Raw genomic sequence first — 14,645 nt, 5'->3', positions numbered from 1 at the left:
CGTCAGCGGATCAGTAACTCTGCTGGTGGACGTCCATCACGGCGCGACCGGACGGGTCGGCCATCTCCTTGAACTTGGCATCCCACTCCAAGGCGGTCGGGGTGGAGCAGGCGACCGACTTGCCGTAGGGCACGGTACGGGCGGCGGACTCCAGCGGGAAGTGCTCGTCGAAGATGGCGCGGTAGTAGTAGGCCTCCTTGGTGAGCGGGGTGTTGACGGGGAAGCGGAACGCCGCCGCCTCGAACATCTGATCCGTCACTTCGGTTTCGACCATGGCCTTGAGGCTGTCAATCCAGGAGTAACCCACGCCGTCGGAGAACTGCTCCTTCTGGCGCCAGGCCACTTCGTGGGGCAACAGCTCCTCGAAGGCTTCGCGCAGTATGTGTTTCTCGATCTTGCCGTTGCCGCACATCTTGTCGGCAGGGTTGAGGCGCATCGCCACGTCCATGAACTCCTTGTCGAGGAAGGGCACGCGACCCTCCACGCCCCAGGCGGCCATGGACTTGTTGGCCCGCAGGCAGTCATACAGATGCAGGGAGGCGAGCTTGCGCACGTTCTCCTCGTGGAACTCGCGGGCGTTCGGCGCCTTGTGGAAGTAGAGGTAACCGCCAAACAGCTCGTCCGAACCCTCGCCGGAGAGCACCATCTTGATCCCCATCGCCTTGATATAACGGGCCATCAGGTACATGGGGGTGGAGGCACGTATGGTGGTGACGTCATAGGTCTCGAGGTGATAGATGACGTCGCGCAGGGCATCCAGCCCCTCCTGCACTGTGAAGTGGATCTGGTGGTGAATGGTGCCGAGGTGATCGGCCACCTTGCGGGCGGCGGCGAGATCCGGCGAGCCTTCCAGGCCGACGGCGAAGGAGTGCAGCTGGGGCCACCAGGCCTCGCTCTTGCCATCGTCTTCCACCCGGCGGGCGGCATAGATCTTGGTGATGGCGGAGATGACGGACGAGTCCAGACCGCCGGAGAGCAGCACGCCATAGGGCACGTCGCACATCAGCTGGCGCTTGACCGCCGCTTCCAGCGCGGCTTTCAGTTCAGCCCGGTCGCTGACCTTGTGCTCGACCGCTGCGTACTCCATCCAGTCGCGTTTGTACCACTGTTTGAGCTCGCCATCCTTGCTCCACAGGTAATGTCCCGGCGGGAAGGTTTCGACGCTCTTGCAGACCGGCACCAGGGCTTTCATCTCGGAGGCGACATAGAAGTTGCCGTGCTCGTCGCGACCGGTATAGAGGGGGATGATCCCCATGTGGTCACGACCAATCAGGTAGGCATCCTGCTCTGCGTCATAGAGGATGAAGGCGAAGATGCCGTTCAGATCGTCCAAAAAGGCGGGGCCCTTCTCCTTGTAGAGCGCCAGCAGCACCTCGCAATCGGAGTGGGTCTGGAACTGGAAGTCGACCTTGAGGTTCTTCTCGAGTTCCTTGTGGTTGTAGATCTCGCCGTTGACGGCCAATACGTGAGTGCGCTCCGGGTTGTAGAGCGGCTGGGCGCCATTGCCCGGATCGACGATGGCCAGGCGCTCGTGCACCAGTATGGCTTTGTCTGTGCTGTAGACGCCGGACCAGTCAGGACCGCGGTGACGCAATCGCTTGGACATCTCCAGGGCCGATTTGCGCAAGGCTGCTGCATCGGATTTGATGTCCAGAATGCCGAAAATAGAACACATTGGCGGTAATCCTCTTGATTTTTATAGGAGCCCCCCACGAACGGGCTCGAAATTCCATTTACATTCCTCGCCAATCACAATGCCTAGCGCAAAAACCTTTTGCAAGCGGGAAAACCGCACAAAATCATGCCGCAAACGTCAAGCCGACGGGGGCATCAAGCGGCGGGTACAGAGGGGCGACTTGACGCGCGCGTCAAGCGGTGGCGGGCTCGAAGATCACATAGAGCTTGCGACAGGGGGTGAGTGTCTCCCACTGCCCGACAAAGCCTGCCGGAATAATGAACTGATCCCCCGGTTTGAGGGCAAGCTGGCTGCCCTGACTGTCGTGGATCACCACATCCCCTTCCAGCAGCTGGCAATACTCGTGCTCCGTGTAGTGGATGGCCCAGCGGCCGGGCTCGCAGGCCCAGAAGCCCACGTGAAACTGCTGGCTCGGATCCGAGTAGTGGTTCCAGACAGTTTGCGCCGGGTTGCCTGCTTTAATGCGCTCGGGGGCGGGCATCAGCGGGATGGGGGCGGCCTGGTGGCTGCTGAGCAGGATCCAGTCGTTGAGGGTCTTCATGGTGCCTCCTTGGCAAGGATATAAAAGCGGGACCATACGGTCCCGCGTTTGTTCGTTTTATTAAACACAGTTGTGCATAACGTAAACGATACGTCTCACCTTGCCAAGCGCCGTCAGCGTGGCTGCAACCGCTTGATGACATGGCGGGCGAAGCCGCTGCCCGCCTCGTCGTAGACGTTGAACACAGCATCCACCCCCTGTTCGCGCAGGGAGGCGATGTCATCCTCGAAGCGGACTATGGCCGCTATCTTGCCGCCAAAGCCGTGGCTGCGCAGCTTCTCGATGGCGTAGAGATTACCCGAGTGGTGGGGCATGGCCAGCAGCACCAGGTTGACCTGGTTGGAGAGCAGCACCTTGTCCCAGAAGTCGGTATCGGTGGCGTCTCCTTCGATGACGTTCATCCCCTGGGCGCGCAGGGTGGGCAGCTTCTCGCTGTCGTTCTCCACCCCGAGGATCACTGTGCCGTACTTGTTCTCCAGCTCGAAGTAGGCCCCCTGGCCGATGCGGCCCATGCCGAGGATGATCACCTCGGCATCGCCGAGCTCGATGGGCCTGTCCTCCGGGTGCAGGGTGTTGGCCTGGATCCCGCGCAGCCAGCTGCCGAGTCTGTGGTAGATCCGCTCGCTCTGGCTGTTGAGCGGTGCCGAGATCATGAAGCTTGCCGCCAGCGCCAGTGAAAGGGCGACCAGCCACTCATGGGAGATCCACCCCGCCTTGGCGGCGATGGCGGCCACGATCAGGCCAAACTCCGAGAAGTTGGTGAGCGCCAGGGTGGAGAGCAGGGCTGTACGCCCCCGCAGGTGGGCACCGCTGTAGACCAGGTAGTAGAGCGCGCTCTTGAGCGGCAGCGCCAGCACCAATGCCAGCGCCAGCAGCATGGTATCGTGGGTCGGCAGGCCGTTGAGACCTATGGTCAGGAAGAAGCAGACGAGGAAGAGGTCTTTGAGATTGAACAGCGCCTTGGCCAGCCCGGCGGCGGCCGGGTGGGAGGCCAGCATCATGCCGATGATGAGCGCCCCCAGATCGGGCTTGAGCCCCACCACCTCAAAACCGGCGGCGCCCACCACCAGCGCCAGGAAGATCCCGAACAGCACCTGCAGCTCGCCGTGGCCGGCGCGCTCCAGGAGCTTGAACAGCAAGGGGCGCAGCAGCGGCAAGCCGAGCACCCAGAGTGCCCAGATGCTGGGCCACTGGCCGCTGGAAAACGCCAGAAAGGCCACCGCGAACACATCCTGCATGATCAGCACCCCGATGGCGAGCCGGGCATAGAGGGCATTCATGTCGCTGCGATCCTCCAGCACCTTGACCGCAAAGACGGTGCTGGAGAAGGAGAGGGCAAAGCCGAGCAGCAGCGCCAGCTTCCAGTCCAGCGACAGGGCCAGCGCGAGCCCCAGCCCCTTGCACACCAGCAGAATCACGGCAAACAGCAGGGTGGAGCAGAGCAGGTGGACGCTGGTAGTGCCCCACACATCGCGCCGCATCAGGGTCTTGACGTTGAGCTTGAGACCTATGGTGAACAGCAGCAGGGTGACCCCGAGATCGGCGACCTCGTTCAGTGCCAGGGTGTTGTGATAGCCCATGCCGTTGAGGAGGAAGCCGGCGGCCAGAAAGCCCAGCAGGGGTGGCAACCCTATGAGGTTGACCAGCATGCCGCACCCGAAGGCCACGGCGATCATCATTGGTTCCATTTCGCGTCCTTCGGGGGCTGCGGGTCAGCCCCGGCTAGATGCTGGTGACGGCCTGACGACGGGCATGGCGGCGCCATGCCCGGGCCGGCGATCAGACGATGTCTATGTCCACGACCGAGTCGAAGATGTGGTTCGGGCGAAACGGCATGCGATCGATATCCGCCACCTTGCTCACCCCGGAGAGCACCAGCACGGTTTCGAGACCGGCCTGGAAGCCCGCCAGAATATCGGTGCGCAGGTTGTCGCCTATGATGACGGTGTCATCGGAGTGGGCCTCCATCCGGTTGAGTGCCGCCCGAATGATCCAGGCGCTCGGCTTGCCCACATAGAAGGGCTTCTTGCCGGTCATCCGCTCTATGGGGGCGCAGAGGGCGCCGCAGGCCGGGTGCATCATGGGGCCGTGGGTATCCGGGTTGGTGGCGATGAAGCGGGCCCCCTGATCGACGAACTTGGCGCCCAGCTGCATCATGGTCCAGTTGTAGTTGCGGGTCTCGCCCACCACCACGAAGTCGGGGTCTATGTCGGTGATGGTGAAGCCGGCCTTGTAGAGCTCATGGGTCAGGGCTCCCTCGCCAATCACATAGGCCTTCTTGCCATCCTGGCGTTTGAGAAAATCGGCGGTGCCCATGGCGGAGGTGTAGAAGCACTCTTCCGGCACCTCGATCCCGGCGGAGCGGAAGCGGTTTTGCAGATCTTTCTGGGTCTGGGCCGGATAGTTGGTGAGGAACAACAGCTTGCTGCCCTGCTCCAGCAGGCGATGGACGAAGCGGTCAGCACCGGGCACCAGATCGTTGTTGTGCAGTATGACGCCGTCGATGTCACAGATGACACTTTTCTTCATGGGGACTCCTTGTGTAGGCGCAAGAGGCGGCGGAAAGTTGCGCCAACTCTTAATATCTTCAATCAGTTATGTTGTTTTTGTGACGCCATTATAAGTCTGTTTGATGACAAGTCTCCCCCACAATCAGAGATAGGTGCACAATGAGCAGAAGAGGGGAGGGATCCGCTCTGCGAGTGGCAGATCCCGCGGTCTGTGTGTTGATGGAGCCATCATCATGGATAACTTTATTGCCGGTTTGCCCAAGCTGGAGTTGCACCTGCATATCGAAGGGACGCTCGAGCCTGAGCTGATGTTTGCCCTGGCCAAACGCAACGGGGTGGCCCTGCCCTGGCCCGATGTGGAGAGCGTGCGCGCCGCCTATGATTTTGACTGTCTGCAAACCTTTCTCGATCTCTACTACCTGGGCGCCAGCGTGCTCGTCACCGAGCAGGATTTCTTCGACCTCACCTGGGCCTATCTGGAACGCTGCGCCGCCGACAAGGTGGTGCACGTGGAGATCTTCTTCGACCCCCAGACCCACACCGCCCGCAGCGTGCCCTTCGCCTCCGTGCTGGGGGGAATAGAGCGCGCGCTGCAGGCGGGGGAGCGGGAGTTGGGCATCAGCTGGCGCCTTATCATGAGCTTTCTGCGCCACCTGAGCGAAGAGGCCGCCTTCGCCACCCTGGCTGAGGCGATGCCGTTCCTCGCCCGCATTCACGGTATCGGCCTCGACTCGGGGGAGAAGGGCAATCCGCCCAGCAAGTTTGCCCGGGTGTTTGCCCGCTGCCGCGAGCTGGGGCTGCCGGTGGTGGCCCACGCGGGTGAAGAGGGGCCTGCCGAGTACATCTGGCAGGCCATCAATGAGTTGGAGGTGCGGCGCATCGATCACGGGGTACGCTCGGCAGAGGATCCCGAACTGCTGCGCTATCTCGCCGATACCCGGCTGCCGCTTACCGTCTGCCCCCTCTCCAACACCCGGCTCAAGGTGTTTGACCGCATGGCCCATCACAATGTGCTCACCCTGCTGGAGCAGGGGCTCTGCGTCACCATCAACTCCGACGATCCCGCCTACTTCGGCGGTTACATGGCGGCCAATTTCCACGCCCTGGCCCATGACCTTGGTGCCAGCATGAATCAGCTCTGCCGCTTGTCGCTCAATGCCGTCGAGGCGAGCTGGCTCAGCCTGGCGGACAAGGCACGGCTCACCCGGGAGATCAGGAGCTATGCCGCCTGTTACGGGGTCGCCCTCTACTAGTCTCGTGCGGCCGGTTGCGTCGGCGACACAAAACAGCAGGCCCGCCAGTGATGGCGGGCCTGCTTGGTTTCGACGGGCTGATGCGCCGACAGGGGCCGCTGGCCGGTATCAGGCCGATTGCGGCTCGGTGGCCTCTTGATAGGTCGGGTAGTCGGTCAGCCCCTGTTCGCCACCACCAAACAGGGTGGCCGGATCGTGGGGGGCGAACGGGTAGCCGTGGCGCAGCCGGTTCGGCAGATCCGGGTTGGCCACGAAGGGGCGACCAAAGCCAATCATGTCGGCCCAACCGGCCTGGAGGGCGGCCCGGGCTCGCTCGCCATCGTATTTGCCCGCATAGATGAGGGTGTTGGGGAAGGCGTCCCGCAGCCCCTGCTTGAAGTTTTCCGGCATCAGGGGGGCATCGTCCCAGTCCGCCTCGGCGATGTGCAGGTAGACGACATCAAGCTCCCCCAGCAAGCGGGCGGCGGCCAGATAGGTCTGCTGCGGGTTGGCATCGACGGTGCCGTTGAGGGTGGTGAGCGGCGCGAGGCGCACGCCGACGCGGTCTGCTCCGATTTCGGCACTGACCGCCTCTGTCATCTCTTTCAGGAAGCGCAGGCGATTTTCCAGCGAGCCGCCGTAGTTGTCGGTGCGGGTGTTGGACTCGGAGTCGAGGAACTGGTTGATGAGATAGCCGTTGGCGGCGTGCAGCTCTATGCCGTCGAAGCCGGCCAGCATGGCGTTGCGGGCCGCCTGGCGGAACTGGCCCACCACTGCATCTATGTCTTGCTGGGTCATGGCGCGCGGGGTGACCGTCTCCACGAAGCCGGGGGCATCGCTGCCGTTATCGACGAACACCTTGACACCCACGGCCTTGATGGCCGACGAGGAGATAGGCTGGGCGCCGCCCAGGTTGTCGGTATGGGTGACCCGGCCCACGTGCCAGAGCTGGGCGAAGATGGTGCCGCCCTTGGCGTGTACCGCGTCTGTCACCCCCTTCCAGCCGGCCACTTGCTCGGCGCTGTGGATCCCCGGGGTCCAGGCATAGCCCTTGCCCATGGGGTCTACCTGGGTACCTTCGCTGATGATGAGGCCGGCCCCGGCGCGCTGGGCGTAATAGGTGGCCATCATGGCATTGGCCACATCACCGGGCTGGCTGGCACGGGAGCGGGTCATGGGGGGCATGACGATACGGTTGTTAAGGTGCAACTGGCCCAGACGCAGCGGGCAGAACAGGTGATCGTGGCTCATTTTGAGTTCCTCATGGTGGGAGTGAGGCCACTCTAGCCCTGCGGCTTGTTGTGAAAAAGGGGGGTAATTGCAGAAAAGAATTGCAGTGATGGCATCAATCCATCGGCACAGGGTCTGGATGGCGCTCGCTGGCGAGCCAGCGGGCAGCTGAAGGAGAGCTGGCTGCGGTGTCGTGCAATAAAAAGTGCAACAACAGCGCAATAAAAAGAGGGCCTGCTTGGCCCTCCCTGTTCACGCGACCGGGGCTCAGGTCCCCAGCGGCATGACCCGTACCCGTTCGATGCGGCGCTCGCTCACCTCGACCACCTCGAAGCAGAGCTGCTGCAGTTGCAGCTGCTGGCCCGGGGTGGGCAAGGAGCCGAAGTGGGAGAGCAGCATGCCCGCCAGGGTCACGTATTCATCGCTCTCGCTCACCAGCCCCTCGTGTTCCAGCACCTGCTCCACATGATGGATGTTGGTGCTGCCGTTGATGAGCCAGCCTTCTCCGTCGCGCACCATGTCCGGGGTCTCGTCCTCGTCCGGCAGTTCGCCGACGATGGCCTCCAGCAGGTCGTGGGTGGTGACCAGCCCCTGAATGACGCCAAACTCGTCGGAGACCAGGATCAGGCTGCCTTTCGCCTTGCGCAGCTCCGCCAGCAGCCGGATCACGTTGATGGTCTGCGGCACTATGATGGGGTCGTTCTGCTTGGCCAGCTCGCTCAACGGTTGCCCTTCGTTGAGGGCAAACAGCAGATCCCGCGCCTTGACCACGCCTATGATCTCGTCCAGATCACCGTCACAGACAGGGAACAGGCTGTGAGGCTCCTGTTGCAGCAGGGCGCGGATCTCCTCGGGCGAGTCGTTGACATCGATCCAGGCCATGTCGGAGCGCGGCGTCATTATGGTGCGGATGGAGCGCTCGGCCAGCGACAAGACCCCGGTCACCATGTAACGCTCCTCCTCGCCAAAGCTCAGCGGCGCAGGCGCCGGCGCATCCAGATCATCGTCCGGTCTGTCCTGATATGCCTTGCTGCCCATCAGCTTGAAGATGGCAGCCGTGGTGCGCTCGCGCAGGGGCTGCTTGGCCTCGTGGCGCTCGGCGCTGCGCTGGGAGAGCTGGTTGAAGAACTCGATCAGCACCGAGAAGCCGATGGCCGCGTAGAGGTAGCCCTTGGGAATATGGAAGCCAAACCCTTCCGCCACCAGACTGAAGCCGATCATCAGCAGGAAGCTCAGGCAGAGCACCACCACGGTCGGGTGGGCGTTGACGAACTGGGTCAGGGGCTTGGAGGCGAGCACCATCACCAGCATGGCGATGGTCACGGCCGCCATCATGACGCCAAGGTGTTCCACCATGCCCACCGCAGTGATGATGGAATCCAGCGAGAAGACGGCATCCAGCACCAGGATCTGCGCCACCACAACCCCGAAACTGGCGTAGACGCCGCTGTGGCCGCCGGACTCGGGGTTGGCCTCCAGCCGCTCGTGCAGCTCTGTGGTGGCCTTGAACAGCAGGAACAGGCCGCCGCCCATCAGGATGAGATCCCGACCGGAGAAGACGAGCTCGCCGAGCTGAAGAATGGGGGCGGTCAGGGTCACCAGCCACGACATCACCGCCAGCAGGCCCAGACGCATCAGCAGGGCCAGCGACAGGCCTATGATGCGGGCCTTGTCCCGCTGGGCGGGGGGCAGTTTTTTCACCAGGATGGCGATGAAGACCAGGTTGTCGATCCCCAGCACGATTTCCAGAATGATCAGGGTAAACAGACCCACCCAGATGTGGGGATCCAGCAGCAATTCCATGTAATGACCTCAATAAAAAACAGACAGAGCGGGTGTCAGTGACGGCGAACTATGGCCGTGGGAGCACGAAGCTTGAGTGTTTTCAGAGGCGCTGGTGGAGCAATAACAGATACATTTTGACAGGGAGAAACGAAGGGCAACTTCGGGGATTGTCCATGATGGGCAATAAAACCTCGGGTTAAAAATGAGCCCTGATGATAGCGGGAATCGGCGCATTGGCAAGCGCAGGGCGATTAATTTGACAAGCACAGGGCGATCAAGATGTGAGGACGCAGGGGGAGGCGACCGGGTCGCACTCCCCCGACCGGTCTTTACAACCAGCGTTTCTCGCGGGTGAAGCAGACCGAGAGCCAGGCATCCCCCAGGGTATCGCCGAGGCGGGACCAGAGCTCCTGGCGCAGGGCATCCTGGCGCTCGATGGGCCACTCCTGCCCCGGCGCCACCAGAATGTTCAATTCCAGATCGAAGCGGCGGCCGCTTTTCGCCAGATGGCTGTAGCACTCGATGCCATGGCGCAGGCGCAGGGCCTCGATCTCCTGCTCAACTTGCCGGGGCACATCGCCCTTGGGGGCTATCTTCAACACCTCCCGCAGGTTGCGGCCCAGCACCTTGATGGGGATCAGGGTGGCACAGAGGGCCAGCAGGGTGACCAGCACGGGATCTATGTAGCGGTTGTAGTGGCCGTAGCCGAGGGCATCGAGCCCGATGGCCACCACGAAACCGATCAGCAGGGTGGCGCTGAGCAGGGTATCCACCAGCCACTCCTTGGAGTCGACCCGCACCAGCTCGGAGTCAATCTGCTCGGCGACCCGGGCTTCGATGCGATAGATGATGGCGCAGAAGAAGGTGCAGACGGCGGCGTAGACGAGGGCGTGGCCGAGATCGATCTCCCGGCCTCCTGCCAGCAGGGAGGTGATACCGCTGTAGAAGGCGCCGAGGCAGAGCAGCAGAATGATGGCGCCGTTGATGACGTTGGTGATGGGCTCGAAGTGGGCGTAGCCGTACTGGAAGCGATCATCTGAGGGGCGGGTAACCAGGTAGGCGGTGATGAGCCCGAGCCCCGTCATGCCCATGCTGAACAGGGTGAAGATGCCATCGAGCATGATGGCGTTGGAGCCGACGAACAGGCCATAGCCGATGCCGAAGATGGCAAAGGTGATGCAACCGAACAGCGACAGGGTCAGCGCCTGTTTTTCGGTGCGGATCAGCGTACTGATAACATGGCTGTAATGAGCCATAAAAGTCCTCCTTTCAAATGGTGAAGATTGCGCGCGCAAGCGGTTTTCTAGCTGATATACTGCCCGCTCACATGTGAGCGGACTGGTTCGGGGGCCCGCGAAGAGGCTGGCCCGAACGGTCGTTGTCGCCGGAGTACCGGCATCAAGCAAAGGATGGGAACAAGGATTCATGATCCCGAGACTCGATTACCAGGACAGTTTGTCACCCGCAACCCTGCAGTTTCTTGAGTTGCTAGAGCGCAGCGCATTTCGTGGTGATATCGAAAAGTCTTATGCAAGCCGGTTGGCGATGGCGACGGATAACAGCGTCTATCAGGTTGTACCTCAGGCGGTTCTCTATCCGCGCAGTGCGGACGATATTGCGGTGATGCTCAAGCTGGCCCAGGGGCCCGAGTACGCGACCTTGAGTTTCTTCCCTCGCGGCGGCGGTACCGGCACCAATGGTCAATCCTTGGGCGGCGGCATTATCGTCGATCTCTCGCGCCATATGAACCAGATCATGGAAATTAATCTGGAAGAGGGCTGGGTGCGGGCCCAGGCTGGTGTGGTGAAAGACCAGCTCAACGCCTATCTCAAACCCCACGGTTACTTCTTCTCGCCGGATCTCTCCACCTCCAACCGCGCCACCCTGGGCGGCATGGTCAACACAGATGCCTCGGGGCAGGGGTCGCTGGTCTACGGCAAGACCTCGGATCACGTGCTTGGCCTGAAAGCAGTGCTGGAGAACGGCGATCTCATGGCGACCGAGCCGGTCACGGGGGCGCGTCTCGCCGACAAGCTGGCGCTTGAAAGCCGGGAGGGGGAGATCTATCGCACCCTCTACCGCATCGGTAAAGAGCGCCGCGCCGACATAGAGGCGACCTTCCCCAAGCTCAACCGCTTCTTGACCGGTTACGATCTCAAGCATCTTTATATTCCCGAGACCGACACACTGGACATAAGCCGGGTGCTGTGCGGCTCGGAAGGATCTCTTGGCTTCATCACCGAGGCCCGCCTCAACATCACGGCCATTCCGCGCTACCGAACGCTCGTCAACGTCAAGTACGACAGCTTCCCGTCGGCTCTGCGCAATGCCCCCTTTATGGTGGAGGCGCAGGCCCTGTCGGTGGAGACGGTGGACTCCCGGGTGCTGGGGCTGGCTCGCGCCGACATCATCTGGCATTCGGTCAAGGCCTTCATTGAGGACGTGCCCGGCAAGGATCTGCAGGGGCTCAACATCGTCGAGTTTGCCGACACAGATGAGGACAAGCACCAAGCCAAGGTGGCCGAGCTGTGCCGCCGTATCGACGATCTGTTGGCGCGTGGCGAGGCGGGCATCATCGGCTATCAGGTGTGCAGCCATCTGCCGAGCATCGAGACCATCTACGCCATGCGCAAGAAGTCGGTAGGGCTGCTTGGCAACGCCGAGGGACGCAAGAAGCCGGTGGCCTTCACCGAAGATACTGCCGTGCCGCCGGAATCCCTGGCCGATTTCATCATGGAGTTTCGCGCCCTGCTCGATGGCCATGGCCTCGACTACGGCATGTTCGGTCACGTCGATGCGGGCGTGCTGCACGTGCGCCCGGCGCTGGATTTGTGCGATCCCGAGCAGGAGGTGCTGCTGCGACGCATCTCGGATCAGGTGGTGGCGCTCACCGCCAAATATGGCGGCCTGATGTGGGGCGAGCACGGCAAGGGTTTTCGCTCCGAATACAGCCCCGCCTTCTTCGGCGAGTTGTGGGAAGAGCTGCAACGGGTCAAGGGGGCCTTTGACCCCGCCAACCGCATCAACCCGGGCAAGATCTGCATGCCTTATGGCAGCGGGGCCGAACTGGTGTCGGTGGACGGGCCCAAGCGCGGCAAGTTCGACCGCCAGATCCCGATTGCGGTGCGGGAAAGCTATACCCGCGCCATGGATTGCAACGGCAACGGCCTCTGTTTCACCTTCGAGACCGACTCCCCCATGTGCCCCTCGGTCAAGATCAGCCGCGACCGTCGCCACTCGCCGAAAGGGCGGGCCGGGCTGATGCGCGAATGGCTGCGCCAGCTGGCACAGCAGGGCTTCGATCCCCTGGCCGAGGAGGTGGCGCTGCAAAGCGGCGGTCTGCGTTTCAAGAGCATTGTCGACAAGTTTCGCAACACCCTGGCCCGTGCCCGCGGCCAGTATGACTTCTCCCACGAGGTGATGGAGGCGATGGAAGGGTGCCTGGCGTGCAAGGCCTGCACCAGCCAGTGCCCCATCAAGGTGGATGTGCCCACCTTCCGCGCCCGTTTCATGCAGCTTTATCACAGCCGCTACCTGCGGGGCCCCAAGGATTACTTCGTCGGCACAGTCGAAAGCTATGCCCCCCTGCTGGCCAGAGCGCCGAAACTGGTCAACTTCTTCCTCGAGAAAGAGTGGGCCCAGAAGGCGACCGAGAAGAGCATCGGCATGGTGGATGTGCCGCTATTGAGCGTGCCGACCCTGGCCGAATCCCTGCACGACAACAAGGCGCGCTATTTCGACCTGCCGGGCCTCGAGGCCATGAGCCCGGAGCAGCGTGCCAACGTGGTGCTCATAGTGCAGGATCCCTTCACCAGTTATTACGACGCCCCCGTGGTGCGGGACTTGGTGAAGCTTGCCAGCAAGCTTGGGCTGCAACCCTATCTGCTGCCATTCAAGCCCAACGGCAAGCCCCAGCACGTGAAGGGGTTCCTGCGCGCTTTTGCCCGCACCGCGGCCAACAGTGCCCAGTTCCTCAACAAGATAGCGGCGCTGGGCATTCCCATGGTGGGAGTCGATCCTTCACTGGTGCTTTGCTATCGGGACGAGTATGCCAAGGCCCTGGGTTCGGCCCGTGGCGACTTTCAGGTGCTGCTGCCCCAGGAGTGGCTGCTCTCTTTACCCGCTCCTGAGAGCAGGGTGAGCGAGGGTGAGCAGGCCGAGCCCTGGTATCTGTTTGCCCACTGCACTGAGAAGACCGCCAAGCCGTCGACTCACGGTGACTGGGGCACCTTGTTCCAGCGTTTTGGGGGCCGCTTGCAGCCTGTGTCCGTGGGTTGCTGCGGCATGGCCGGCACCTATGGCCACGACGCCAAACAGGTGGAAAATTCCAAGGGGATCTACGGGCTTAGCTGGGCAGAGCCGCTCTCCCGCCTGCCCAAAGAGCGCTGTCTGGCCACAGGTTACTCGTGCCGCAGCCAGGTCAAGCGGATGGAGGGGGATAAACTCAAGCATCCGCTGCAGGCCCTGCTGGAACTGCTCTGATGCTGACGCTGCCCAAGCGGTTTCGGGTGCCACAAGCCTTTCGGCACCCGCACTTCCTGCTGTTGTCTGTCGCCCAGAGCCAGGCTGTGGTGGAGTTTGTGGCCATGCAGCGCGAGCGGGAGCAGCTGCACCAGTTGTTTCGCCCGGATGACGTCTGGCCCTCTGCCCAGTTCAGTCTGGGCCAGCACGAGGGGGATCTGGAGTGGCAGCGTTCCGAGTTTCTGGCCAAGCGCTCCTTCGCCTATGGCCTCTGGAGCCCGGAGCGGGAGCCGCAATTTTGGGGCGGGGTCTATCTCTACCCCTCGGTGCTGCCGGAGGTGGCGGTGGAGCTCTTCTTCTGGAGGCTGGCCGAGGCCCCCCTCACCGATGTTGAGCTGGAAGCCGAACTGCGGCTCTGGCTGGGCAAGGTGTGGCACTGGCCCGACCCCTGCTTGCCGGGGAGGGAGCAGCCCTGGGCCGAGTGGCCCGGCGTGACCTATCCCTGGTGAGAGTCCGGCATCAGGAGCTGGCTTGGCAAGATGCCCCCTGATAGGGGCATCTTCTTTTCCAGCCCTTTTTCGCCGACACTGCTCATGTATAACCCGTTGATCACACAAGGAGTCTGCTCGCCATGAGTCAAGAAAACAGCGCCATCTGGCGCAAGCCCATGAGCCTGGAGGGGCTCAATGCCAGTTCCCGCAACACCCTGATGGCCCACTTGGACATCGTCTACACCGCCTTTGGCCCTGACTGGCTGGCGGCCACCATGCCGGTGGATCACCGCACCCATCAGCCCCTTGGCATGCTGCACGGCGGTGCGTCCGTTGTGCTGGCAGAGACGCTGGGATCCCTGGCCGCCAATATGGCGGTGGGCGCGGACAGCTACTGTGTGGGACTGGAAGTGAATGCCAACCATCTGCGGGCCAAGCGGGAAGGGGTGGTGACGGGGCGTTGCTCGCCACTGCATCTGGGGGCAACGACCCAGGTGTGGCAGATTGAAATTCGAGACGAACGTGAGCGTTTACTGTGCACCAGTCGATTGACCATGGCAGTGCTCAAACACAAGCGGGGCAAGGACTCCAGCGAGGAGTGATCTGCAATAACGCACCATGAGTGCAAAATAAGCAAGCCATAGTCGCGAGATCCCTCTATAATTGCCAACGTCTTGAGAGGCTTATCACATTTTTCAA

General features: G+C 62.2%; 11 protein-coding genes. 4 read left to right on the top strand and 7 right to left on the bottom strand.

Annotated features, from left to right (window positions below; all coding sequences use genetic code 11):
- Positions 1-10 precede the first annotated feature (10 nt).
- From asnB to BN1118_RS12800, 4 genes are all read right to left on the bottom strand, one after another.
- The gene (gene asnB / locus BN1118_RS12815) at positions 11-1,675 is read right to left on the bottom strand and encodes an asparagine synthase B (RefSeq protein WP_043556458.1); all 1,665 of its coding nucleotides are present in this window, start codon (positions 1,673-1,675) and stop codon (positions 11-13) included.
- Between the two features lie 193 nt (positions 1,676-1,868).
- Positions 1,869-2,237 carry a cupin domain-containing protein gene (locus BN1118_RS12810; RefSeq protein ID WP_043556456.1) on the bottom strand — a complete coding sequence of 123 codons (369 nt, stop codon included), beginning with the start codon at positions 2,235-2,237 and terminating at the stop codon, positions 1,869-1,871.
- Positions 2,238-2,350: 113 nt separating this feature from the next.
- Positions 2,351-3,925 carry a cation:proton antiporter family protein gene (locus BN1118_RS12805; protein WP_043556454.1) on the bottom strand — a complete coding sequence of 525 codons (1,575 nt, stop codon included), beginning with the start codon at positions 3,923-3,925 and terminating at the stop codon, positions 2,351-2,353.
- 91 nt (positions 3,926-4,016) lie between these two features.
- The gene (locus BN1118_RS12800; protein ID WP_043139434.1) at positions 4,017-4,766 is read right to left on the bottom strand and encodes an HAD-IIA family hydrolase; all 750 of its coding nucleotides are present in this window, start codon (positions 4,764-4,766) and stop codon (positions 4,017-4,019) included.
- 214 nt (positions 4,767-4,980) lie between these two features.
- On the opposite strand from BN1118_RS12800, the gene BN1118_RS12795 reads away from it, so the two are divergent.
- The gene (locus tag BN1118_RS12795; protein ID WP_043556452.1) at positions 4,981-6,000 is read left to right on the top strand and encodes an adenosine deaminase; all 1,020 of its coding nucleotides are present in this window, start codon (positions 4,981-4,983) and stop codon (positions 5,998-6,000) included.
- Positions 6,001-6,108: 108 nt separating this feature from the next.
- Here BN1118_RS12795 and BN1118_RS12790 read toward each other — a convergent pair whose 3' ends face one another.
- The 3 genes from BN1118_RS12790 to BN1118_RS12780 form a co-directional block, all read right to left on the bottom strand.
- Positions 6,109-7,230 carry an alkene reductase gene (locus BN1118_RS12790; protein ID WP_043556449.1) on the bottom strand — a complete coding sequence of 374 codons (1,122 nt, stop codon included), beginning with the start codon at positions 7,228-7,230 and terminating at the stop codon, positions 6,109-6,111.
- Between the two features lie 246 nt (positions 7,231-7,476).
- On the bottom strand, positions 7,477-9,012 hold the full coding sequence (locus BN1118_RS12785) for a TerC family protein (RefSeq protein ID WP_043556447.1): 1,536 nt from the start codon (positions 9,010-9,012) through the stop codon (positions 7,477-7,479).
- 311 nt (positions 9,013-9,323) lie between these two features.
- The gene (locus tag BN1118_RS12780; protein WP_043139443.1) at positions 9,324-10,250 is read right to left on the bottom strand and encodes a cation diffusion facilitator family transporter; all 927 of its coding nucleotides are present in this window, start codon (positions 10,248-10,250) and stop codon (positions 9,324-9,326) included.
- Positions 10,251-10,419: 169 nt separating this feature from the next.
- On the opposite strand from BN1118_RS12780, the gene ydiJ reads away from it, so the two are divergent.
- From ydiJ to BN1118_RS12765, 3 genes are all read left to right on the top strand, one after another.
- Positions 10,420-13,476: a D-2-hydroxyglutarate dehydrogenase YdiJ gene (gene ydiJ, locus BN1118_RS12775; protein ID WP_043556445.1), complete on the top strand. Its 3,057-nt coding sequence runs from the start codon at positions 10,420-10,422 to the stop codon at positions 13,474-13,476.
- Positions 13,476-13,964 (top strand): hypothetical protein, encoded by a 489-nt coding sequence (locus tag BN1118_RS12770; RefSeq protein ID WP_043556443.1) that lies wholly within the window; start codon positions 13,476-13,478, stop codon positions 13,962-13,964. Before ydiJ ends, BN1118_RS12770 begins: the two co-directional genes overlap by 1 nt.
- Before the next feature lie 122 nt (positions 13,965-14,086).
- Positions 14,087-14,548, top strand: a complete 462-nt coding sequence (locus BN1118_RS12765) for a hotdog fold thioesterase (protein ID WP_043556441.1) — start codon at positions 14,087-14,089, stop codon at positions 14,546-14,548.
- Positions 14,549-14,645: the final 97 nt, after the last annotated feature.

This window comes from Aeromonas bestiarum (assembly GCF_000819745.1).
Taxonomy (GTDB): Bacteria; Pseudomonadota; Gammaproteobacteria; order Enterobacterales; family Aeromonadaceae; genus Aeromonas; species Aeromonas bestiarum.
The sequence above is the reverse complement of the archived record's forward strand: the minus strand, read 5'-3'. Positions and strand labels throughout refer to the sequence as shown.